Source organism: Nostoc sp. DedSLP04 (assembly GCF_034530775.1).
Classification (GTDB): Bacteria; Cyanobacteriota; Cyanobacteriia; order Cyanobacteriales; family Nostocaceae; genus Nostoc.
The window spans coordinates 22,240-45,841 of record NZ_JAVRCL010000048.1; the positions used below are offsets into that span (position 1 = coordinate 22,240).

Annotated in this window: 20 protein-coding genes; 8 read left to right on the plus strand and 12 right to left on the minus strand. The window is 41.9% G+C overall.

All coding sequences use genetic code 11. The annotated features are described in order from the left end of the window. A partial coding sequence (locus RMX89_RS23850; protein WP_322690698.1) for a WGxxGxxG-CTERM domain-containing protein occupies positions 1-527 on the plus strand: 527 nt, incomplete at its 5' end. A 668-nt stretch (positions 528-1,195) separates the two neighbouring features. After that, a complete protein-coding gene (locus RMX89_RS23855; protein WP_322690699.1) occupies positions 1,196-2,173 on the plus strand; it encodes a LysR family transcriptional regulator in 978 nt (325 codons plus the stop codon). 90 nt (positions 2,174-2,263) lie between these two features. On the opposite strand, the gene gcvP is transcribed toward RMX89_RS23855, so the two are convergent. The 3 genes from gcvP to gcvT all read right to left on the minus strand — a co-directional run bounded on the left by gcvP (position 2,264) and on the right by gcvT (position 7,043). Continuing rightward, entirely contained in the window at positions 2,264-5,194 is a 2,931-nt protein-coding gene (gene gcvP, locus RMX89_RS23860) for an aminomethyl-transferring glycine dehydrogenase (RefSeq protein ID WP_322690700.1), read from the minus strand. Between the two features lie 197 nt (positions 5,195-5,391). Then, positions 5,392-5,781, minus strand: a complete 390-nt coding sequence (gene gcvH / locus RMX89_RS23865) for a glycine cleavage system protein GcvH (RefSeq protein ID WP_289797706.1) — start codon at positions 5,779-5,781, stop codon at positions 5,392-5,394. A gap of 125 nt (positions 5,782-5,906) precedes the next feature. After that, on the minus strand, positions 5,907-7,043 hold the full coding sequence (gene gcvT, locus RMX89_RS23870) for a glycine cleavage system aminomethyltransferase GcvT (protein ID WP_322690701.1): 1,137 nt from the start codon (positions 7,041-7,043) through the stop codon (positions 5,907-5,909). A 192-nt stretch (positions 7,044-7,235) separates the two neighbouring features. On the opposite strand from gcvT, the gene RMX89_RS23875 reads away from it, so the two are divergent. Continuing rightward, complete coding sequence (locus RMX89_RS23875; RefSeq protein ID WP_322690702.1) at positions 7,236-7,733, plus strand: pentapeptide repeat-containing protein; 498 nt, start codon at positions 7,236-7,238, stop codon at positions 7,731-7,733. 85 nt (positions 7,734-7,818) lie between these two features. Here RMX89_RS23875 and RMX89_RS23880 read toward each other — a convergent pair whose 3' ends face one another. Beyond that, positions 7,819-9,588: a tetratricopeptide repeat protein gene (locus tag RMX89_RS23880; RefSeq protein WP_322690703.1), complete on the minus strand. Its 1,770-nt coding sequence runs from the start codon at positions 9,586-9,588 to the stop codon at positions 7,819-7,821. Positions 9,589-9,714: 126 nt separating this feature from the next. Here RMX89_RS23880 and RMX89_RS23885 point away from each other — a divergent pair, with 126 nt between their 5' ends. Next, positions 9,715-9,879 carry a hypothetical protein gene (locus RMX89_RS23885; RefSeq protein WP_322690704.1) on the plus strand — a complete coding sequence of 55 codons (165 nt, stop codon included), beginning with the start codon at positions 9,715-9,717 and terminating at the stop codon, positions 9,877-9,879. A 517-nt stretch (positions 9,880-10,396) separates the two neighbouring features. Here the strand turns inward: RMX89_RS23885 and RMX89_RS23895 are convergent. The 3 genes from RMX89_RS23895 to RMX89_RS23905 form a co-directional block, all read right to left on the minus strand. After that, positions 10,397-10,927, minus strand: a complete 531-nt coding sequence (locus tag RMX89_RS23895) for a hypothetical protein (protein WP_322690705.1) — start codon at positions 10,925-10,927, stop codon at positions 10,397-10,399. 278 nt (positions 10,928-11,205) lie between these two features. Continuing rightward, positions 11,206-11,937, minus strand: a complete 732-nt coding sequence (locus RMX89_RS23900; protein ID WP_322671497.1) for a class I SAM-dependent methyltransferase — start codon at positions 11,935-11,937, stop codon at positions 11,206-11,208. Positions 11,938-12,338: 401 nt separating this feature from the next. Further along, entirely contained in the window at positions 12,339-14,723 is a 2,385-nt protein-coding gene (locus RMX89_RS23905; RefSeq protein ID WP_322690706.1) for a tetratricopeptide repeat protein, read from the minus strand. 134 nt (positions 14,724-14,857) lie between these two features. Here RMX89_RS23905 and RMX89_RS23910 point away from each other — a divergent pair, with 134 nt between their 5' ends. Continuing rightward, entirely contained in the window at positions 14,858-15,106 is a 249-nt protein-coding gene (locus tag RMX89_RS23910) for a hypothetical protein (protein ID WP_322690707.1), read from the plus strand. 133 nt (positions 15,107-15,239) lie between these two features. Here the strand turns inward: RMX89_RS23910 and RMX89_RS23915 are convergent, their stop codons facing one another. The 4 genes from RMX89_RS23915 to nfi form a co-directional block, all read right to left on the minus strand. Further along, the gene (locus tag RMX89_RS23915) at positions 15,240-15,566 is read right to left on the minus strand and encodes a hypothetical protein (protein WP_322690708.1); all 327 of its coding nucleotides are present in this window, start codon (positions 15,564-15,566) and stop codon (positions 15,240-15,242) included. Positions 15,567-15,633: 67 nt separating this feature from the next. Beyond that, the gene (locus RMX89_RS23920) at positions 15,634-17,589 is read right to left on the minus strand and encodes an FHA domain-containing protein (protein WP_322690709.1); all 1,956 of its coding nucleotides are present in this window, start codon (positions 17,587-17,589) and stop codon (positions 15,634-15,636) included. 158 nt (positions 17,590-17,747) lie between these two features. Then, entirely contained in the window at positions 17,748-18,299 is a 552-nt protein-coding gene (locus tag RMX89_RS23925; protein ID WP_322685941.1) for an FHA domain-containing protein, read from the minus strand. Positions 18,300-18,406: 107 nt separating this feature from the next. Then, the gene (gene nfi / locus RMX89_RS23930; RefSeq protein ID WP_322671492.1) at positions 18,407-19,072 is read right to left on the minus strand and encodes a deoxyribonuclease V; all 666 of its coding nucleotides are present in this window, start codon (positions 19,070-19,072) and stop codon (positions 18,407-18,409) included. A gap of 241 nt (positions 19,073-19,313) precedes the next feature. Between nfi and RMX89_RS23935 the strand changes: the two genes are divergently transcribed. From RMX89_RS23935 to RMX89_RS23945, 3 genes are all read left to right on the plus strand, one after another. Continuing rightward, positions 19,314-19,835, plus strand: coding sequence for a hypothetical protein (locus RMX89_RS23935; protein ID WP_322685943.1), 522 nt, complete (start codon positions 19,314-19,316; stop codon positions 19,833-19,835). A 189-nt stretch (positions 19,836-20,024) separates the two neighbouring features. Further along, on the plus strand, positions 20,025-21,197 hold the full coding sequence (locus RMX89_RS23940; RefSeq protein WP_322690710.1) for a hypothetical protein: 1,173 nt from the start codon (positions 20,025-20,027) through the stop codon (positions 21,195-21,197). Between the two features lie 56 nt (positions 21,198-21,253). Beyond that, positions 21,254-22,219: an aldo/keto reductase gene (locus tag RMX89_RS23945; protein WP_322690711.1), complete on the plus strand. Its 966-nt coding sequence runs from the start codon at positions 21,254-21,256 to the stop codon at positions 22,217-22,219. Between the two features lie 34 nt (positions 22,220-22,253). On the opposite strand, the gene RMX89_RS23950 is transcribed toward RMX89_RS23945, so the two are convergent. After that, complete coding sequence (locus RMX89_RS23950; RefSeq protein ID WP_322690712.1) at positions 22,254-23,519, minus strand: DNA cytosine methyltransferase; 1,266 nt, start codon at positions 23,517-23,519, stop codon at positions 22,254-22,256. Positions 23,520-23,602: the final 83 nt, after the last annotated feature.

Below are 23,602 nucleotides of genomic sequence, written 5' to 3' on the forward strand. Positions count from 1 at the left end.
GTACTGGCACAACAGGCACTGGAACTGGGACAACGGGCAGTGGAACCGGGACAACAGGCACTGGCTTAGGTACTGGAACTACAGGTACTGGCACAACAGGCACTGGAACTGGGACAACGGGCAGTGGAACCGGGACAACGGGCGGTGGAACAACAGGCACTGATGCCACAGGTAGTGGAACTACAGGTAGTGGAACAACGGGCGGTGGAACAACAGGCACTGATGCCACAGGTAGTGGAACTACAGGCAGTGGAACAACGGGCACTGATGCTACAGGTAGTGGAACAACAGGCAGTGGAACAACGGGTACTGATACCACAGGTAGTGGAACAACAGGCACTGGCACTGATGCCACAGGTACTAACAGAAATACAGGTGTCGCAGCTTCCGAAAGAACTAGCGATCGCGGTTTCAATTTTGGTTGGCTAGGTTTACTTGGTCTAGCTGGTTTAGCTGGACTGCGTAATCGCGAAAAAGTCCGGGCTTATAGAGATCCCGATGAAGTAACAGGTTCTCGCTCTAGATAGTATTCACCACACTCTAGGTTAAAGTGTGAATTACCCCCCTTAATCCCCCCGATGTATTGGGGGGAAACAGGAAAATCTAGTTCCCTCCCCAATACATACGGGGAGGGTTAGGGTGGGGTAAAACCTTGGGTTTTTCAGCTATCTACTTCAGATTTGTGTATACACCGTAGCTTCTAGGAGGGCACAGCCATAGGTTGTGCCCTCTACGTCTTTTGGAAATATGACGCGATCGCAGCTGTATCCGTAGGTTGTACAAAACCAACCTGACCAACAGTAACATTCAGGTAATTGAGATGCGAAGTTGAAATGATTACTTTATGTCAATTAAAAACCGCTAGATAATCTGTCGCATAATGATGAAGTGAAACACTGATAGTTCGCTACAGTTCAACTATCAGCTTCTGTAATCACAAGAGAATGGCTCAGAACGATACCGTTAAAAATATTATCTAAAAATTCATATATTTCAGTACAAAATAGTCAATTATTTTTTGGGCGAAATTTACCGAAAAAATCGATGCAAAGCGCATCATTGACGACAAAGACAGTCAAACCTGATTTACTTAAATGTCAATCAGAGAAAAAAAGCTGTAACAAACTCTACTAAATTGTGGATAAAAATCCGTTAACTTTATAAAACTGATCAATGTAATTCAGGCTACATAAAAATGCGCCTAGAGCAGTTGCAAGCCTTTCTAGCGATCGCCCAAACCGGCAGCTTTCAACAAGCAGCGCGAACATCTGGTGTTACCCAATCGACGATTAGTCGCCAAATCCAAGCATTAGAAGCAGATTTGGGAATAGAACTGTTTCACAGAAGCACTCATGCCAAACTGACACTAGGAGGCGAACGTTTGTTACCCCGCGTTCGTAAAATTTGTCAAGAGTGGCAGACTGCTACAGAAGAATTAGCCGATTTAATCGCTGGAAAGCAACCAGAGCTTTGCATTGCCGTGATTCACTCTCTCTGTGGATCTTACTTACCACCAGTGTTGCAAAAATTTTGTCATGATTATCCAGATGTGCAATTGCGGGTGACTTCATTGGGAAGCGATCGCGCCCTGAAAGTCCTCAAAGATGGATTGGTGGATTTAGCAATTGTGATGAATAATCGCTTTTTAACCACCAGTAGAGAAATGGTGGTAGAAGTACTTTATGATGAACCTATAGAAGTTTTAACCGCAGCCAATCATCCCCTGGCACAATATGAATGCGTCCCTTGGTCGGAGCTAATTCGTTATCCCCAAGTGGTTTTTAAAGATGGTTATGGGATGCAACGCTTAATACAAGATAAATTTGAGCGGATGGAAGCCACACTCCAGTCGGCTTTAGAGGTAAATACCCTAGATGCCTTCCGGGGAGTTGTGCGCCAAGGGAAATTGATAGCTTTGCTACCTCAATCAGCATTACTGGAAGCACATCTTGACCCTACCCTGGCGATTCGTTCTTTAGCCAGTAATAATACTAATGGTTTAGCAGATGGTTCCAGTTTGACTCGACGGGTAGTTATGGTGACAACTCAAGATCGTCTGCAAATTCCTCCCATTAAACATTTTTGGCAACTCGTGCAAGAAAATATTCCACTGCAAATTAACCAGCAGCGATCGCCTTCGTCAACTGCGATTTTATTGGACAACGTAAGTTAATTAAAGCAACGCGATCGCAATTTTAAAAATTCCAGCGAAAAAAATAATCTATCGCAGGGCGCACAGCTAGCTGTACGCCCCTACTTCAGTTTAATAAGCATCCATTGGCAGACAAGAACAAACAAAATTGCGATCGCCAAAGGCTGCATCAATGCGACCGACAGCTGGCCAGAATTTATATTCGCGTGTCCAAGGCGCGGGATAGGCAGCTTGTTCGCGAGAATAGGGATGCTGCCATTCTCCGGTAATTAAACTTTCGGCAGTGTGGGGTGCGTTCTTCAAAAGATTATCTTGGATATCCACCTTGCCAACTTCTATTTCGGCAATTTCTTGACGAATAGAAATCAACGCATCACAGAAACGATCCAACTCTTGCTTAGATTCACTTTCTGTAGGTTCCACCATGATTGTACCCCCTACAGGCCAGGAGACAGTCGGCGCATGGAAACCGTAATCGATCAGACGCTTGGCAACATCATCGATTTCGATCGCAGCCGATTTTTTGAGCGATCGTAAATCTAAAATACATTCATGGGCAACTAGACCATTTTTCCCCTGATACAAAACCGGATAGTATGACTCTAGTTTCTTGGCAATGTAGTTAGCGTTGAGAATCGCTACTTTAGTTGCTTGGGTTAAACCATCTGTACCCATCATGGCGATGTACATCCAAGAAATCACCAAGATACTCGCACTACCCCAAGGCGCAGCCGCCACAGCACCAATATGTGAGTGCTGAGTTGAGTCGTTGATAGTAACAACAGGATGTCCGGGTAGAAAAGGCACAAGATGAGATGCAACGCCAATGGGCCCCATACCGGGGCCACCGCCACCATGAGGAATACAGAAAGTTTTGTGCAGATTCAAGTGACAGACATCCGCGCCAATATCTCCAGGACGGCAAATTCCCACCTGGGCGTTCATATTTGCCCCATCCATATAAACCTGTCCACCATAACTATGGACAACAGCGCAGATTTCCTGAATTGGCTCCTCAAACACACCGTGAGTTGAGGGATATGTCACCATTAAGGCGGCTAATTCATTGCTGTGTTTTTCTGCCTTCGCCTTCAAGTCAGCAACATCAATATTACCTTGTGAGTCACAAGCAACAGCCACCACCTTCATCCCGCACATCACCGCACTCGCTGGGTTTGTCCCGTGTGCAGAAGTGGGAATTAAACAAACATTGCGATGTGCTTCGCCCCGATTTTCGTGATATTGACGAATTACTAAAAGTCCAGCATATTCGCCCTGAGAACCAGCATTTGGTTGTAAAGAAATTCCCGCAAACCCGGTAATTTCAGCTAACCATGCCTCAAGTTGCTGGAATAGGATTTGATAACCTTGCGTTTGCGACGCTGGGGCAAATGGATGAATCTTGCCAAATTCCTCCCAACTTACCGGAATCATCTCAGCAGTTGCATTCAACTTCATTGTGCAAGAACCCAAGGGAATCATCGATGTCGTTAACGATAAGTCCTTGCTTTCAAGTTTGTGCAGATAGCGCAATAACTCAGTTTCTGAGTGATAACGGTTAAATACAGGATGGGTAAGATAAGTGCTTTGACGGCTAAATGGTTCACCGCTTAAACCTGATTGCTGAGTTATCCATTCCATCTCTTGGACATTCAAAACAAACCGTAGCTCATCTGTCCCTGCAAAAATTTGGCATATATCTCGCACATCATCCAATGTGGTAGTCTCATCCACCGAGATACCAACAGTAGATGTATCAAAAATACGCAGGTTAATTTGACAGGCTTCAGCAGCTTGTAAAATTTCTTGCAGAGGTTTAGTTCCTAACTCGACCTGTAGCGTATCAAAGAAAGGTTTAGAACTGATACTGTAACCTAGTCGCTGCAACCACTCTGCCAAAATCAAAGTCAGGGAATGTATCCTCTGAGCTATTGTCTTAAGTCCATCTGGCCCATGATAGACCGCGTACATACTCGCCATCACCGCCAGTAGCACCTGTGCAGTACAAATATTACTAGTAGCTTTTTCACGGCGGATGTGCTGTTCGCGGGTTTGCAAGGCGAGACGTAATGCAGGCTTCCCTTGGGCATCTTTTGAGACTCCCACAATTCGCCCTGGAACTAGCCGCTTATACTCTTCCTTCGTAGCAAAATATGCCGCATGAGGCCCCCCAAACCCCAAAGGAATACCGAACCGCTGAGTGCTTCCGACAGCAATATCAGCGCCAAACTCCCCAGGAGGGGTAAGTAAAGTTAAACTTAGAGGATCTGCTGCTACCGTCACCAATGCACCCTTAGCATGGGCTTTTTCGATAAAAGCGCGGTAGTCGTAAATAGTGCCATCACTTGCAGGGTATTGCAGAACAGCGCCAAAAATTGGTCGATCGAAATCAAATGCTTGATGATCGCCAACAATAATCTTAATCCCCAATGGTTTAGCACGTGTTTGCAACACGTCGATAGTTTGGGGATGGCAATCACGAGAGACAAAATAGGCATCTGCCTGATTTTTAGAGACACCATAGCTTAGGCTCATTGCTTCAGCTGCGGCTGTGGCTTCATCGAGTAACGAAGCATTGGCAATTTCCAAACCTGTAAGGTCGATAATCAAAGTTTGGAAATTCAGTAGCGCTTCTAGTCGCCCTTGAGCAATTTCTGGCTGATAAGGAGTGTAGGCAGTATACCAACCAGGGTTTTCTAGGATATTACGCCCAATCACAGGTGGAGTAATACTGTCGTAATAGCCCATACCAATGTATGAACGGAAAACCTGATTTTTGGCAGCAACTTTTTTTAATGATGCCAGTGCTGCATACTCGCTTTCTGCTGCTGGTAACTTTAGCGGTTGCTTCAGCCGAATTCCCTGTGGAACTGTTTGGTCGATTAGGGCATCCAGGCTGGGAAACCCCAAAACCTTAAGCATTTGCTGAATATCATCGGAGTTAGGGCCAATGTGTCTTGGCACAAAACTACTGAAATTTTGACTTTTTTCGTCCAGCACTTGCTGCTCATGAGACTTGAGAATAGGGGCGTTCAATACCACAAATTACTCTCCAGATGGTACTATTTCATATTTTGCAATAAATACTCTTAAACTGGGGGCTGGGGACTGGGAATTCGGAAGATATTGGATAGGTGAATAAGAGTAATTATTAATTAGCTTCTCCACTCACCTACTCCCTTACTCTTCCATTCAGCAATCAGCACGGGCTAAACCCTAGCTATCCGCTAACAGCACTTTTACTCCCCTTCTACTTGGGCGCGATACTCATCTGCTGTCAAGGCATCTTCAACTTCACCAGGGTCATTGACGCGCACTTTCAAAAACCACCCTTCCCCGTAGGGGTCTTCTGACACTTCTTCGGGAGAACTAATTAAGGCTTCATTGCGTTCTATAACTGTGCCTGTTACTGGTGAATTAAGTTCCTCAACGGCTTTCACTGATTCAATTGTGCCAAAGTTTTCTCCCCTAGTAAGAGCATCGCCAATTTCTGGTAGTTCCAAAAAGACGATATCACCCAATTCATGTACGGCAAACTCAGTAATGCCAATGGTGGCAATTTCACCATCTATTCGCACGTATTCATGAGAATCCAGGTATCTGAAATCTTGAGGATATTCAAAAGACATATCACTTCCTCTCCCTTATTAAAAAAATTATTGCCCCAATAGTTATCCAAGCCATATTTGGTAATGAACCTGACTGTAGATTGAATAACTCACAACACATTATTCCTCAAAAACCTCAGCGCTTATCAGTTGGCAACACGATTTTTTGACCGATAAAAGGGACGTTTAACTACAACTGCTGGATAAACTTTGCCGCGAATTTCGATTTCTAGCTGCTGACCAACAGTTGCTAGCTGGGTGGGAACGTAGCCTAATGCAACAGGATAACCAAGTGTAGGTGACAGGGTGCCACTAGTAACTTCTCCCACAACTTTACCTGTGGATAACACTTGATAGCCATGACGGGCAATGTTGCGTCCTTGGGTTTGCAAACCTACCAATCGGCGATGCACTCCCTTGGCTTTTTGCTCTGCTAAAACTTCCCGACCAATAAAATCGCCTTTGGTATCTAAATGAACTAGCCACCCCAAACCTGCTTCTAAGGGTGTGGTGATGTCATCGATATCTTGTCCGTAAAGTGCCATCGCTGCTTCTAGGCGCAGAGTGTCTCTCGCACCGAGTCCACAGGGGATAACACCACTTTTATGGAGAGTTTGCCACAATTCTACTCCCACATCCGGGTCTAACATCACCTCAAAGCCATCTTCTCCGGTATAACCCGTGCGGGCCAAAAAGGCAGGTTTACCTAGTAGAGTTGCTTCTAAATGTCCAAAGGCTTTGATTGGTTGTAAGTCTTCTTGAACTAATGGCTGAAGATATTTAATCGCTTTTGGCCCTTGGACGGCAATTAAGACTTTATCTGGTGAAAGGTCTTGGAATTGCACTTTATCCAAGTCAAGGTGTTGCAATAGCCATGCTTTATCTTTACCAGAAGTTGCCGCATTGACTATGATGAATGCCTTTTGTGTACCACTGGTGTCTTCACCTTGATAATAAACAATGATGTCGTCAATAATTCCCGCTTGGGGATTTAACAATACGGTGTATTGTGCTTGACCAGCTTGCAAACGACTCAAGTCGGAAGGTACTAGTGGCTGGAGTTGGGAAATCAGGTTTTTACCTTGGAGGGTAAATTTGCCCATGTGGGAAATATCGAACATTCCGGCTGTATTTCTTACAGCCTCGTGTTCGCGGCTAATTCCACTAAATTGCACAGGCATTTCCCAGCCGCCAAAGCTGGTAAGGCGTGCTTTGAGTTCTACACCCAATTGATATAAAGGAGTTCGCGCCAGAAATTGGGCGTTGTCTTCTTGATTAGCCACAGTTAATTATTGCGATCGCACCTCAACATCTATCATCCTACGAGAGATTAGGGAAGAGGTGACAGGGGACAGGGGACAGGTGATAGGGAATAATCTCTACCCTGTAACCTATTCCCTTCTTCACTCCCTTGTCCCCTTCTGTAAGGTTTAATAGTTAATGGTGGAAATGTTGAGATTTATTAAGAAGAGATTATGAAATATTGGCAACTGCTAGCTAGCTTTGTCTTAGCTATGGTTCTTTTTTTGTTTCCCCTATCGGCGCAAGCTGCAAGTTCTTCTAGTATTACCCGTTCTGTGGGTAATGATGAACTCAAGGGCAAGGATTACTCTGGCCAAAGTTTAATTGGTACTGAGTTTACCAATCTCAAATTAGAGAATGCTAACTTTAGCAATGCTGACTTACGTGGTGGCGTATTTAACGGTAGCGTATTGGAGGGAGTAAATCTGCATGGTGCTGATTTTAGTGAAGGCATAGCCTATCTAACAAGGTTTAAGGATGCTGATTTAAGTGATGCACTGTTGACCGATGCAATGATGCTGCGTTCTACTTTTGATGGCGTGGATATCACAGGTACCGATTTTACGAATGCAATTTTAGATGGAATACAAGTGAAAAAGCTTTGTGTTAACGCAAGTGGTGTGAATTCTAAAACTGGTGTGGAAACTCGCAAGTCTTTAGGATGTAAGTAAATCCTAACCCCTCTTCGCTAATGGAGAGGGATATATTTTTTTAACGAATTACGAATTACGAATTACGAATTACGGTCGGCGATCGCTAATGATATGCTTCTCTTAAAAAGCTGGCATAATTTGCCCGAACCGTCATAGTTGTCGGATGACTTATACCTAAAGTCCGTTCGCAAATTTTCAAAGCTTTCTCAAATAAGGGTTTGGCTTTCCTGTAGCGTCTTGTATGACGGTAGAGCGCTGCTAGATTGTTCAGGCTAATGGCGACATCGGGATGGTTATTTCCCAACAGGCGTTTACTCAGTTCTAAAGCTTGCTCATACAAAGGTTCGGCTTGTTTGTAACTTCCTGTAGATTCGTAAAGTTGTGCTAAATTGTTCAGGCTAGTGGCAACATCGGGATGTGCTTCTCCCAGCAGGCGTTTTCTCAGTTTTAATGCTTGCTTGAACAAGGGTTCGGCTTCACTGTAGCGTCTTGTATAGCAGTACAATGCTCCTAAATTGTTCAGACTCGTGGCAACATGGGGATGTTCTTCTCCCACTAGGCGTTTCCACAGTTCTAAAGCTTGCTGATACAAAGGTTCGGCTTGGTTATAGCGTCCTGTATATTCGTAGATTAATGCCAAATAGCTCAGGCTGGTGGCGACATCGGTATGTTCTTCTCCTAACAGACGTTTTCTCAGTGCTAAAGCTTGCTCAAGCAAGGGTTCGGCTTCTCTGTAACGTCCTGTAGTTTCGTAAAGTACTGCTAAATTGTTCAGACTAGTGGCGACATCGATATGTTCTAAACCAAAACGATTTTGAGTTAGTTCTACACACCGTTGCAACCAAAGTTCTGCTTGCTGATAGAGTGCTTGACTTTGATAAAACCAGGCTAATTTGGTAAACAGAGTGATTAGATTTTTATCACCCAGATATTCGGATAGGTGAGTTGCAACTTCTTTAATATGCGGGATATGTGGAGTGAAGTTGAGAATATCTTCAGGGTTGAGCTGTTGCGGAATTAGCTTTGCTACCTCTAACATCATGGTTGCAAATTTAGTTTTTGCTTCATCCGCCTCACTTGACTTATCCAACTTCATTCGGAAAAGTTGTCGAATCTGTGGATTTAGAAGATAAATTCCTTTATTTTTCTGTTGTAATAAATGTAATTCTAGTAAATCGGCTATGGCTTTCTCATTGAGTTGTTGTTTTTTGTCATCTTCTATTGTCTCAACAGATAGAGGAATGTCAGCTAAAGCACACAAACTCAGCAAACAGCCGAAGCTTTGGGCATTTTCATCCAACTGTTCCCAACTCAATTCAAAAGCTTCAACTATACCGTATTCATCAGGCATCAATGAGTTAGCATTGACTACTGGTTCATGTTCCACTCGTTTCTTCTCTAGCCGCTTTAGCAGTGTTTCCAGAGACAAATCTGGCATTTTATCCAAATATCGTCCCACTAACTCTAACGCTAAAGGTAAATATCCCAAAAATTTACAAATTCTTCTCGCAACCCAAGCTTCTTGTTGCAGTCGTTCCCGAACCACTAACGATTTTAATAGTTTCATCGCCGCCAATGGTTTGAGGACAGCCAATTCGCTATTATTATATTTTGCGCTCAGGTAAGCTTGTAACTTTTCTAGTTTGTCTTGATTGTTGAAAGTCGCTAACTCAGGATTATTCTGGGCAAACTTGTTATATACCTCACCCACCCACTTTGTGAAAGCGGCAATATCAACGTTTAATTCGCTGGCAAGTTTAGCTTTAGTTTTACCTAAGTTTTCTGTCTGAAAATATTTTGTAAAAGCTGCCGTTTGCTCCAGAGATAAGCCATTATTAGCAGCTTCTTTGGCTAGAAAATTAGCCCATTGCATAAACAGCTTGTAAAATTTATTTTTATTGTAGCTTTGTCTCTATTAGGAAATCTTCTATCTTTGGGGTAAAAGTACCATTTGTATAAAAATATTTAAATTTAGTGGCTGCGTATTTTGTTATTTAATATGAAAATCAAACCGCAGAGTCGCAGAGGACAAGAAGGAAGAGAGAAAAGGAAGCAAAAGCTATTTGAAGTTACAATTGATAGCGATCGCTATTCTCCTGTTTGTTGCTTGAGTAAATTGACCAAAGTATCGGATAACCTCAAACCAGCGTCACACCAAGCTTGAATTCCAGGAGATATTGCTTGGGATTAGTCCACGTCTTTTCGCTAATATCAGCAAGCCTCCGGTTCCGATAGTATTAATACCTAAAGCTTGACCACAACGCCATGCTGCTCTATCGTCAACAATAGCGGCACAGTCGGAATTTTTTAGTGCCAAACTCAATAATTGTGATTCTCCCTTTCCCAAATCCAAGCTGCTACAACAGGCGCAATAGCATTAAAATCTACTTGGTAGCGCAATAAGGCATTAATAAATTCAGCACGACGAGTTAACCCAGCAGAAATTGCTGGGTTAACTTGTGAAATGTTACCTAATTCATACTATTTAACTGCTGCGCAATTCGTATTTCTTGGATAAATTCTTTTGGATTTTTACAAAATGCTGAAAATACTGTTTTCTACTTGAAGCGATCGAACATTTAACTCAACCTACAAATATTTTTAACTGAATCGGATTGCAAGTTAAGGGATAATTGGTAATTGGTTTTCCAAAAGAATTAATTTCAGAAGTTAGACCGTATCTAGCGGTATCTAGCAGTTCCAGTGAGTACTATAGTTTGATATGACTGTAATTGTCCAAATAGGGGAGTACGAATAAATCCTGATGTTCTTTGGGTAGTTAAAATAGCTTCAGTTTGGACAGGAGTTTCTCGCGATCCGATCGCTAGGTTGATAATTGGTAAAAGTAAGCTCAGTTTAACTATATTTCCTCCCAAATCAGGATTTAGTGGTTTGCTAATAATTATCGTCACTAGCGTACCGATATCAGTAGCTAATGTCTGAATTTGATCGCCACTAAAATGCTCAGAAATTGTTTGAGTTTTGTAATCAAGCTGTGAAACTCCATTGATAATTGAATACTTGATGTTAGTATCTTTACCTTCAAGTTCAAATTCATTTGGTCGTTGCACAACAATTGCTTGTGCTGGCTTGGTGGATTTGGCGATCGCAAAAGATAATAGTGATGTCGTGGTTAAGCCAGTCACAAAAGTGAGAGCAGTTTTGACAACTTGACGACGGGAAAATTTTGAGGATATGTCTTTAAGGTTCATAATCGTAATTTAAACCATTGATAAAGAAATATTTCTCTTTCTAGAAAGAGATTAAAATTGCGCTATCCGATATAGGGCGCGACAGCGCTAATATGATTCTAGATTATTCAGTTAGCAAGGTAGCTAAACTATAGGCTTACACCATCGGTACTACCCGACTCGATTCTCACTAGCACATCGTTGAGCGACACATTGAACTTGACCACTCCTAAATCTGAATTTTATTTAAAGTTGATGTGACAAAGTATTAGGATGAAAAGTTACCATGAAAAATCATGTTAATTCTCACAACTTAGACCGATGATTAAGCAATTGTCTAAAAAATCTTGCCAGTAATCTTCTGTGTACTGTTCTATTGCTTGCTTTGGAATTTCTATAGGATGCCATGAAAACTTCTTAAACCCAGCTTCTGTTACAGCCCATTCATAAATAGATTGACTCCACCCAAAGTATTTAATCATAAATGGTGGATTTGTGTGAAGTTCAGTTTCAGAATAAAAGCCTTCTGACAAAGGTTCTTGTTTGAGTACCGTAAGTCCATACTTTGTTGAATTTGATTTCTTCCAAGAGAAATTCGGATTAACCGTCATGGCAACAAAACGCCCGTTTGACGCTAGATTTTTGCGAATATTAGAAAGCATCTGTAGTAGATACTCTTTGTTTTCTGCATAATTAAGAAGATAAACCGCAGTAACTAAATCAAAACTGCCAATTTTGTGGAGTTTGGCAATATCTAACACTTGATATTCATTTCCAAGTGGATTTTTCATCTCTTGCTGGCGTGCAACGTTTACCATTTCCTCTGATATGTCTACACCAACAACTTTTGCAGCTCCTTGTTCTTTTAACAATCTGCTATAAAAGCCAGTACCGCAGGCTAAGTCTAAAATGGTTTTTCCTTGAAAATTACCAAGAATTTTAAATAGTGTAAATTTTTCGGCGATCGGCAATGTGCCTACAGTTTTAAACTGCTCGTAAACACCGCCAATAGTATCATATAGCTCAGTCATTTGATCCTCAACCAATAGGAAATTAGAATAATTATCTCATTCTCCCTATTTGATGCTGGGGTGCTATGCATTAGTCACATCTTTCTTAACAAAAAAGTGAAATGCTAGAAATTAAAATACCAGTTGTTCATTTTTAACTCTCCAGCTAAATAAAAATAAATTTCTGATGACAATATTAAGTGGTGTTGCAGTTCGTAAGCGATCGCACTGGAGCATTTGAACCTCGAAGTTGCACCTTTGAACTCAAAATGGCTATACAATGTCTACGATGGGCTACGCCTACGCACTATTATTGACTGTACTATTTGGTGTGTAGAAGGCGATCGCTGCTAATATTTAAACTAAAACTGTGGTGTAGCGTTAATTTGGTGTGGTTTTGTGAAAGGGTGCGATCGTTAGGGTTATGTTTCTCTTAAAAACTTTGCATAATTTCCCCGAACCGCAATTGTATCGGGATGACCTACACCTAAAGTCTGCTCACAAATTGCTAAAGCTTGCTGAAATAGGGGTTCGCCTTCATTGAAGCGTCCTGTAGAACAGTAAAGTCCTGCTAGATTGTTCAGGCTAATGGCAACATCAGGATGATTGTCTCCCAGTAGGCGTTTGTAGAGTTCCAAAGCTTGCTGATACAGAGGTTCGCCTTCATTAAAGCGTCCTGTAGAACAGTAAAGTGATGCTAGATTGTTCAAGCTATTAGCGACATCGGGATGGTTGTCTCCCAGCAGGCGTTGTCTCAGTTCTAAAGCTTGCTGAAACAACGGTTCGGCTTCGCTGTAGCGTCCTGTAGATTTATAAAGTGCTGCTAGATTATTCAGGTTAATGGCAATATCGAGATGGTTGTTTCCTAGTAGGTGTTTTTTTAGTTCTAAAGCTTGCTGAAACAACGGTTCGGCTTCGCTGTAGCGTCTTGTAGAACCGTAAAGTAATGCTAAATTGTTCAAGCTATTGGCGACATCGGGATGTTTTTCTCCCAGCAGGCGTTGTCTCATCTCTAAAGCTTGCAGATACAGGGGTTCGGCTTCGCTGTAACGTCCTGTATAACGGTAAAGTTCTGCTAGATTGTTCAAGCTAGTGGCGACAATAGGATGGTTGTTTCCCAGCAGGCATTTTGTCAGTTCTAAAGCCTGCTTATACAGGGGTTCGGCTTCGCTGTAGCGTCCTGTAGATTTATGAAGTGCTGCTAGATTGTTCAGGCTAGTAGCAATATCGAGATGTTCCGAACCCAGGCGATTTTCAGCAATTTTTACACACTGCCGCAACCAAGGTTCTGCTTGCTGATAAAGTCCTTGTCCTTGATAAAACCAGCCTAAGCCTGTAAACGGTCTGATTAAATCCCCATCGCTTAGATACTCGGATAAGTGGGTTGCAACTTCTGCAAGATGGGGGATATGTGAAGTGAAATTGAAAATATCTTCACGGTTAAGCTGTTGAGGAATTTGCTTTGCCACCTCTACCATCTGCGCTACAAAAGCAATTTTCACCTCAATTGCATTACTTGACTCATCCAACTTCATTTGGAAAAATAGCCGAATCAGTGGATGTAGACGATAAATTCCTTTACTTTGCCATTGTATTAAATGCAGTTTCCGCAACTCAGCTATGGCTTTCTCCCAAAGTTCTTGTTTATCGTCATCTTCTATCGTCTCAACAGAAAAAGGAATATCAGCCAAAGCATACAAACTCAGCCAACAGCCTAAGCTTTGTGCATTTTCATCCAAGTGTTCCCAACTCAATGCAAAAGCTTCAGCCACACCATATTCATAACGCATCAATGGGTTTGCCCTGGCGACTGCTTCGTGTTCCAGTCGCTTTTTCTCTAGCCGCTTCAGCAGTATTTCCAGGGATAAATCCGGCATTGTATCCAGATATCGCCCTACTAACTCTAACGCCAAAGGCAAATATCCTAAAAATTTACAAATTCTTCTCGCAACCCAAGGTTCGCTTTTCAGTCGTTCTCTATCAACCAGCGATTTTAATAATTTCATCGCCGCCAATGGTTTGAGAACACCCAAAGGTAATTGTGGCAAAGTTCTATCAAAGCCCAGGCGCGTTGTCAGCAATACTTTAAACCGGGGTGATTCTGGTGGTAGATAAGGCTGAACCTGTTTTTTGTAGTCAGTGACATCATCAAACACCAGCAGCACTTCACCTTTTTCCCAATTCTGCCAGCAGTATCTCAGCCTATCCGCTAATTCCCAATCATCTGGTGCAATGAGTTTAAATTTTAATTCAGCAAATCTGAGAATTTGAATTCCGACATCAATTCCCTGTGCTGATAACCAGCAAACCCCACCTTGATAATTCTGCAAATGCTGTTTGGCGTATTGGGTAGCGAGTTCAGTTTTCCCGACTCCACCCATAGCCGCTACAGCTACAATCGCAACTTGCCGAGATGTTTGTAATGAGGAGTGCAGTTCTTCTAGTTCCGTCTCACGTCCCACAAATTTTTCAAATGGAACAGCAGGCGGAATATTGTGATGAATCTCTTTAATTGTTGGTTGGGCATCTTGCCCGCCATTATATTTCGCTGTCAGGCAAGCCCGTAACTTTTCTAGCTTACCCCGACCTTTAAGGGTGGCTAACTCAGGATAACTCTTGGCGAACTTTTTATAAACGGCATTCATCCGTTTTGTGAAAGTATCTTCTTCGATACCTAGTTCAATGGCAAGATTTAATTCCTTCTTATTTGAGTTTTCATCCTTCAAACGCTCTACAAAAGCTTCCCTTTGCGCCGAGGATAAATTACGCTCAGTAGCTTCATTGGCTAAAAAATCAGCCCATTCCATAGACAGCTTGTGAGATTTCTTTTCGATTCTACTTAATTTCTACTTTCGTTCTACTTTGTCTCAATTTCTAGGGAATTTCCTCTTCTTTGGGCAGACATAAGATTTGCATAGAAACATTTAGAAGAGGTTCAGCCATGAAAACTGCTTTAACAAATCCAGTCAATGCTAATCAAACCACTCAAACTTCGCAATTAATCCCCACCTCGCCAACATCCGTAGAGAATCCATCTACCTGGATGCGAGATGGATACAGTCCTACTGAAGTTATTCTCGCAGTGGCAATTTTAACTTCATTGTCGATTGGGGGAATTGCTTCTGTGATTGTGGCGATTACGGGTTTAGTTAAAACTTTAGTACGCCCGACAAGCGAAAAAACAAAGTAGGGGTACTGGCAAAGGGAAATTCTTCGCTTCGTTGCTATCCCGCCTCGGAATCAATTCCGAGGCTAATAGCCTAAGTCCGTTCAAACGGACTAAATTTTAGTTAATTTGAGTCAGTTTTAACTGACTTATGCTGTTAGCCTGCGATTTGAATCGCAGGTGGGCTGAAGGTATCGCCCGTAATTTGAGCCTTTGAGCCTTTTAACCTCGATGTTGAGCCTTTTATCCTCAACGTTGCACCTTTTATCCTCAACGTTGCACCTTTTATCCTCGCCGTTGCACCTTTTATCCTCGAAGTTGCACCTTTTATCCTCAACGTTGCGCCTTTTATCCTCAACGTTGCGCCTTTTATCCTCAAAATTGCACCTTTTATCCTCAAAGTTGCACCTTTTATCCTCGAAGTTGCACCTTTTATCCTCGAAGTTGCACCTTTTATCCTCAACGTTGCACCTTTTATCCTCAACGTTGGGATTTGCTATTCAAAACAACCAGATAAATACTCCATCCCCCCTGCTCCCTGCCTCATAATACTAAGGTGATTGATTTAACACCCACTTCAACCACTGACTAAAGGAACTTAAAACATTCAACCTTTGAACTCCAGGCGCACGAGCGGCGGCGAGTCCATCAACAGCGACTAATGCAGCGTATTGCAAGCCCAAGAAACTATCAACTGCGGCATAAGGGCCACCTAAAGTAATCGCCCCCGCAGCATACATTTGACCTCGATCGCTACGCATTTCTACTAATTCAAAATTGTTCGCTACAGTTAATCGCCCCAGATGATTCACTGGTAAATTGTAATGTTTCACCAAATCTGCCAAGAGGGGATTGGCATCTACTTTGGCATCCAGTCCAGTAGCATCAACAATAAAGTCAGCGAACAATTTCTTTTCCCCAAAGCTTTGCTCTCGGATACGGGTAATAGTCCGGTTTTGGGCATCTCGTTCTACATCCAAAACCTCACCAAAGGTAATTTGATACCAGCCTTCGCTTAACCCTTGAGCAGTAATTTGCTGCCAATCTCGGCGGTCGGCGGTAGTAGTTCCACCCCAGTCTGCTAGTAGACGCTTGCGTTCATCGGGGGTGGCTTTTTCTAACATTGCCCGGAGTTCGCCGCCCCAACAGGCTTTCGGCCAGTTAAAGGGTTGAAATTCGTAATGATTTTTGACTAGGCGCTGGGTATTTTGAAATTTGTTGCCTTGAGGTTTAGGCGATCGCATTAAATGCAAAACTGCAATATTTCGATTTCGCTTTCTAGCTTCATAAATTCGCTGCACAATCCGCGAAGCCACAATTCCCCGCCCCCGAATCAATACCGTACCACCATGTTGCTCTAGTTGTTCATAAACGCGATCGTGAGCTTCATAAGCATTGACGACAGATGTAAAATCTTGATATTTTTCCCTATAAGCTTGCAAATCTGGGAGAAACTGAATTGCTGGATATCCAGTAGCTAAATGTAAATAACGACTAACTAAAAAAGCATAATTTCCCGGGCCGCGAGAATAGGCTACGCAATATCTGCCATCATCAGTTTTGCGAATTACCCTAACTCGCCCATAGCGATAAATCTGATTCCAGCCGATGCGCTTCGTTTCCCTATCTATGGAATCAAAGACGTTACCCGCACGAGGAGTATAAGTTTCTGCAAATGTTGGTTCAGCAAACACTTGCCATAAATACTTGAATGCTGACTTGATCTCTCCTTTGGCTAAGTCTCCCCAAGCTTCACGCAAGGCATAACTAGGCCAACCCCAAATATTATCGGGACAAGAATCAGAATTAGAACGCAGTCTTTCATATAAAGGAATTTGCGAATTCAGACAGAGGCGCTTGTAACGAGCATAAGGTTCCGCCTCTAATCCCAAAGCCACAATTTTGTCAGCACGTACACCACTAATTCGCAGCAAATCAGCCCAAACGAAGCTACCCAATCCCGCCCCGATCGCTAGATAATCAGATTCATCTACTGGTAATCCTGTAGCATGAAGTGCTTGCACAGAGACTTTTTGTGCCTGAAACGCCAATGGTGGAAAATTACTTGCCACAGGCGTTAGCGGCTGTACAGGTAAGCTGGGGTCTGGGCGATTGGTATTTGCGTTGAAGTGAATCGTTGAAGGGGGGCTAGTATCTGGTGCAGAGGCGCTAGCACCAAATGTCACTGCAATCAGATAGGGGCCAATTTGCAACGTATCGCCATTAACTAGAACACTACGCGTTTGTGGTTGACCGTTGACATAGACACCGTTAACGCTACCTTGGTCAATCACTACTAAATGGTCTTGTTCCCAGTCAATGAGGGCATGGTAGCGAGAAACTTCGTTACTGTTAAGCAGCATCCGAGAAACCCGCACTCCTCTATGTTCAGCAGGTAAGCGAGCGAATTCTCGACCAAAAGCGATCGGCACATTTAACAGTGGTTCTCGCCGTTCGCCCGTCGCTGGTTCATCCCAACTCAATTGGATTTGTATGTCATTGGTCATTTGTCATTTGTCATTGGTCATTGGTCATTGGTCATTGGGCATTGGGCATTGGGCATTGGGCATTGAGTATGGGGATTGAATCTTCAATTTTGAATTTTGAGTCGCACCTTTGGTGCGCTTCCAGCGCAACTTGAATTTTGAATTGATTTCTCCCCTGCTCAACTACCCCGTGCTACCAACACACTCACAGCCGCAGCTAAAGATGTCCCACACCAATGACAGCCAATTTGTAGATTCTCTCCTGGGGAAACTTTATGACATTTGGGGCATTCTAAGCCATAAACTCCTGGCGGTGGTGCGGGGGGTGTTTGTGGATGATGGTGATGTCCGAGATTTAGTGCTGGATTGGGTGGGAGCAAAATTGTTGCTGGAATACTACCCGTGGAAACGCTTGTAACGTTGAGTTTTATTTGTCCCAAAGAGATGCTAGTACCCTCAGTTAAAGGCATTTCACCTTGGACTAATTGCCGTCCATCGACAACGGGGGGATTTTGCGATCGCAAATTCCTGATATAAAAGCGCTGTTGCTGGTGATGAAAAAATATTTCAACGTGGAGTCCAGATACAGTAGGATGACTCAGAACAATATCGCACCGGAGGGGATCGCGACCGATGCGGACAGTGCCATGATTTTGACTTGGCTGTTGTTCGTAAATATTCTGAGTTTTATCTTGGCCTGCATCGTGCCAATGTAAAGTTAGTGCGTTCATTGTTCTAACTTCGTAAGTGGTATTTAGCTACTTCAACTTCTTTCTGTGCGATTCCTAACATGATTGAGTCGGTGGAAGCAAGCATTTAGAAGAAACTTCAACAAGCTTTATCTATTCGACGCTAATTTATCAGCAATGCGTGTAGTTTCTGGCAGTCGATATTTGGGCGTACAGCGCAATACATAGTCAATCGCAGTCGGTAAACTAATTCGATGACCACTGGAAATATACAGAGGTTTTACTCCTGTGCGCGATCGCAAAACTGCCCCAATGGTTTCACCGTTATATATTAGTGGTTGCGTGCTGCCTTTGGTTTGTGCCAATTCTTCATGCTTACCTATCAACCTCGACTTAGCTACACCAATTGTCGGCATATCTATAAGTAACCCTAAATGGCTAGCTATACCTAATCTGCGGGGATGAGCAATTCCTTGACCATCACACAGAATGATATCTGGTGTTGTGTTAATTTTCTCCAGGGCATCGAGTACGGCTGGAATTTCCCGAAATGAGAGGAACCCAGGAACATAAGGAAAGGTCGTAGGACGATGTGCTAGGCTTGTCTCGATTACTTGCAAATCAGGAAAACTCAGCACTGCAACAGCAGCACGGCTAATTGTTCCATCAGCTTCAAAACCCATATCTACACCAGCAACGTACTGAATAGGTTCTTGTAGTTGATCTTCAGTAATTACTTGATTTTGCAGCGTTTCTTGGATAACTATGGCTTCTTCTAGTGTCGAAGGCCAAACACGATCTCGGTAAAACTTCATATTGAAAATTGGAATTAACTGATTAATATTAATCCTGTTAATTTGGCAAGCACAAAAACAAGAGTTTTTGATGTTGATACAGGGAAAATATATTTTTGTAAAAGTCTGTGAATGACTATCTTTATACTAAATATTTTAGCCCAGGTTAGCTGATATCTTACATTACAGTGTTACTTAAGGCTGTCAAGAGGGAATCCTGAGAATATAAGTTTATTTTTCTAGATTTTCTCTTTTACTGGTTATGACACAGCCAAATATTCTAAAACTTGCAAAACAGGGAGATGCAGAAGCGATCGCATCTCTGATGAACCGCCACTTATACCCCAAAGGGATCAACGCAAAAGTTGCTTTCCAAGATGCTTGCTTAGAGGTAACGCTAGAATCTGCCCAAGTACTAAATCAGCAAATTTTAGTTGCATTTATCCGCAAAGGGTTAACAGCTTTAGGGGCTGCATCTGTTGAAAGAGTCAAAATTTATGGACAACAAACAGGTAAGGAGTTTCCGACTTGGAGTAAAGAGTTTGATTTGGGCATGGTAGAAGCTGATTTAGAACCAGTAGATGATGAACACTCTTCTAGTAATCCTCAAAATCTAACTATTTATATTAACTTAAGTGGCGATACTGCGCAGGGATTAACAAACCAAGATTTTGAATTTATTGCTAATCAAATTAGTACTGATATTTTATCATCTTCTACTAACGTTTTTATTCAAAAAGTAAGTATTAGTAATGGTAGCTCTGTGATTACCAAGGAACGATAATATTTAATTTATTTCACGCATAGGTGCAGAGATAGAACCTAAAATACGAGGTTTTATAATAATTTTAATAAATTTATATGAATTTAAAATATAGAATTGGAAAAATTTTGAAAATCTTGCTTTTACCTGTAAATAGGGAATCCTGAGATGGAAGATATTATCTTAGTTGTTTGGATTTAGTTATTGGTTATGAAACAGCCGAATACTCAGGAAGTTACTAAGCAAAAGCTACAAACGTTTTACTGGCCTTTATGGTTTCCTTATCCTAGTTCTTGGTTCAAAGCATTGATTTTGACTCTATTTTTGAGAGTTATTATATTTATAGTTCAAAATACTGGAAAGCTAGGTTATGACATCGTATATTTCGTACGTAGCCCAGAATTATTTTTAATATTTACAATATTGTTAATCTTATCTCCAATTCCGATAATTTCTTTAACTAATCACTGCTTACACTTGCTCATTAGTCGATTTATTTCAGAAATTCAGGCACCGGAAATAGGTACAACACAGGGATTATTACCAGGATTAATGAGTTGGTGGGAAGGATTGTACGCTTGGCTTGTAATTGTAATTTCTACATTGATAGCAGCTTTGTTTTCTACAATACTTCTACCATTATTTAATCCTAACTACGACAGACAACTTGAATACTATACACAACTAGAAAATATCAATAATATCATCTTAATATTTGGGCTATTCTATATTTATGCTGGGGCATTGATTTATCAAATTGAATATTTGGTAAAAAACCGAATAATACCTGCTTATTCTGGTAATAAAGAAGAAGATACCAATAAATCAAATATTAATTTAGAGACAGAAAAAAGTACAGAAAAAGAACTCGATAAATTGCGTGAAGAAATGGGATTGCACACAACAAAATCAAATATTTTATCGAACAATGGGCAAAATTTAATAATGGAGTCTCGACGGAAGGATCGTAATTTAAATAAAAAATTTTTGTTCGTTTTTATAATATTTTCAATTTCTCTAGGAATATACTTTTCTTCAAAATTCGTAGAAATACTTCCCTTAACCTCTAAGATTCCAACACAAATACCATCAAAGCCTGTATTAGTTACACCCTCACCAGTGACTTCAGACTCGCCGATAGTGTTACTTGAAACTGATACATTTCGAGAGGCAGTAAATCAAGCAATTAATGCAGCTAACTTGACTCAATCAGCAAAATCTCCAGATGAGTGGAAGACAGTTGTGAATCATTGGAAAGGTGCGATCGCATTTATGAAAAACGTGCCATCTTCTAGCCCCAATTATGCAATAGCCCAGCAAAAAATCATAGAATATCAGAAAAATCTTAACTACGTTGATAAAAATGCAATCGCTGGCAAGTAGCGCGATCGCACGTAATTAGAATTTATAATAAAAGTAATTCGCCCCCGAACCCAATCATGACAGAAGGAAAAACGCGGCGTAATTTCCTAATTACCAGCATTGCTGTGACTGGAGGTATTGTGGCAACTAATGCTTTACAGCAAAATACTACCAACACCGCAACACCGTCAGCAACTATGCCAGAGCGGGTACTGGGACGCACAGAAGTAAAACTCCCGATCTTCGGGTTAGGAGGAGCAGGACAAACGCCACTATCCTGGGAAGGAAAAGAGGGTGATGCTACAGCAATTATTCAAAGAGCGCTGGAACTTGGTATCCGCTATTTTGATACAGCAGCTAGTTATGGGCCGAGTGAAGATTATTTAGGGAAAGTGCTACCACCCCATCGCTCAAAGGTGTTTCTCACAAGCAAGACCGATCGAAGAGATCGTGATGGTGCATGGCGAGAATTGGAGCGATCGCTGAAACGTCTCAATACAGATTATCTCGATTTGTGGCAGTTGCATCACGTCTCTTTTTCTGAAGAACTCGACACCATCTTTAGTGCATCTGGTGCAATTAAAGCTTTAGAAGAAGCCATAGAACAAAAATTGGTGCGCTTTGCTGGGATCACCGGACATCACGACCCTCAAGTAATTGCTGAAGGGTTACGTCGCTATCCTTTTCACACTACACTGATTCCTGTAAATGCTGCCGACAAACACCACCCACATCCATTTATCCCAGTAGTTTTACCAGTTGCTCAAGAAAAAAATGTCGGTGTGATTGCAATGAAAGTCCCGGCTTATGGTCGGCTGTTTAAATCAGGTGGGTTGACAGGTATGGAGCAAGCTTTAGGTTACACAATGTCTCAGCCTGGAGTTAATTCTTGTGTAATTGCAGCAGAGACGGTTACACAATTAGAGAATAATGTCAAGATAGCGAGAGCTTTTATGCCTCTTAAAAAAGAAGAATTAACAGCGATCGCAGGGCGGGCTGCTAATGTCTGGGAAGATAGTACATTCTTCCGTGCTTGGACTTAGCCTAACCTTGCACATATTACAAAGTGTATTCTTATCAGTCCCGCTGATAATATTGTGCCGCTTGCGACATATTAAATTGTAATAGCTTCTCCTCTGGCAACTTGTATCCCAAACTCGGTTTAAAAGGCGAAATATTCAAACTGCGAATAATTTCTGACGCCACAGCCTTTGCTAGTAACGGTGGTACAGAGTTACCAACTTGTCGAAATCCGTGCCATTTGGTTACATGAAATCTAAACCAATCGGGGTAAGAATGCAATCTCGCCGCTTCCCTGACGGTGATACAGCGCGGCGTAGATGGATGAATCGGTCTAGGAGATGTGAAAGAACCCCTATACTTATCTGTTCCGGCTCTTAAAGTATTACAGACACCACCAGGATGTAGCTTATGAAAACGACTAATTTTTTCTCTTTCGCCTTGTTGAGTCTCCTGAAAACGTTTAACGGTTTCCGCAGAATGTTTTGTTCTTAAACTTGAAGAAAGTATTCGCAAATCATATTCTCGTTTGTAAGAATAATCATCATCTAGGCATTTGATCCCGCGAAGTACAAGAGCATAGTTACTAGGCTTTTCATAGTCTGCAACAACCCAATCTCTTGTTAGTAACTCTGGATATTGTTCTATTTCAGGTAAATCTCCAATTGCATCCCATACTGTAGGACTCAATGGAATGTCAGATATTTTTTGAGAATTTAAATTATTTAGTAAAGCTTGTTTAGTAATCGGCTGAGGATATTTCGCTAACTCTACATCCTCCCTTGCACCTATAAGAAATAATCTCTCACGGGATTGTGGTACTCCGTAATTTGCAGCGTTGAGAATTTGATAATTTTCTTCTACTTTATAGCCATGAATTCTAAAATCGCTAATTAATGTTTGGAGGATTTGTTTATGTTCGCCAACCGTTATCCCCCGGACATTTTCCATCACAAAGAATTTCGGTTTTAGTTCAATAACCAGTCGATGAAAGTGAAATACCAAAGAGTTTCGAGGATCGTCAACAGCCCGTTTACCAATTAGGGAAAATCCTTGACATGGTGAGCCACAAATAACCACATCAATTTCGCGATCGCCAATTTCAGACCGATTCCTAATTTCTTCCCCGGTAGTATCCACAACACTTTTACATAACACTCTCGCATAAGGGAAGTTAAACTCATGTGTTGCACAATGGATCGGGTCGATTTCCACAGACGCCAGCACATCAAAACCAGCTTGCTCAAAGCCAAGAGTCATACCGCCCGCACCAGCGAATAAATCAACTGCGATCGCTCGTTGTTTTTTCATCTCATAAGCCATGACACCTCTAAAGGGATTAGGGACTGGGGATTGGGTATTAGGTATTAGAGATTGGGAATTGGGTATTAAGTATAGAGTATTAA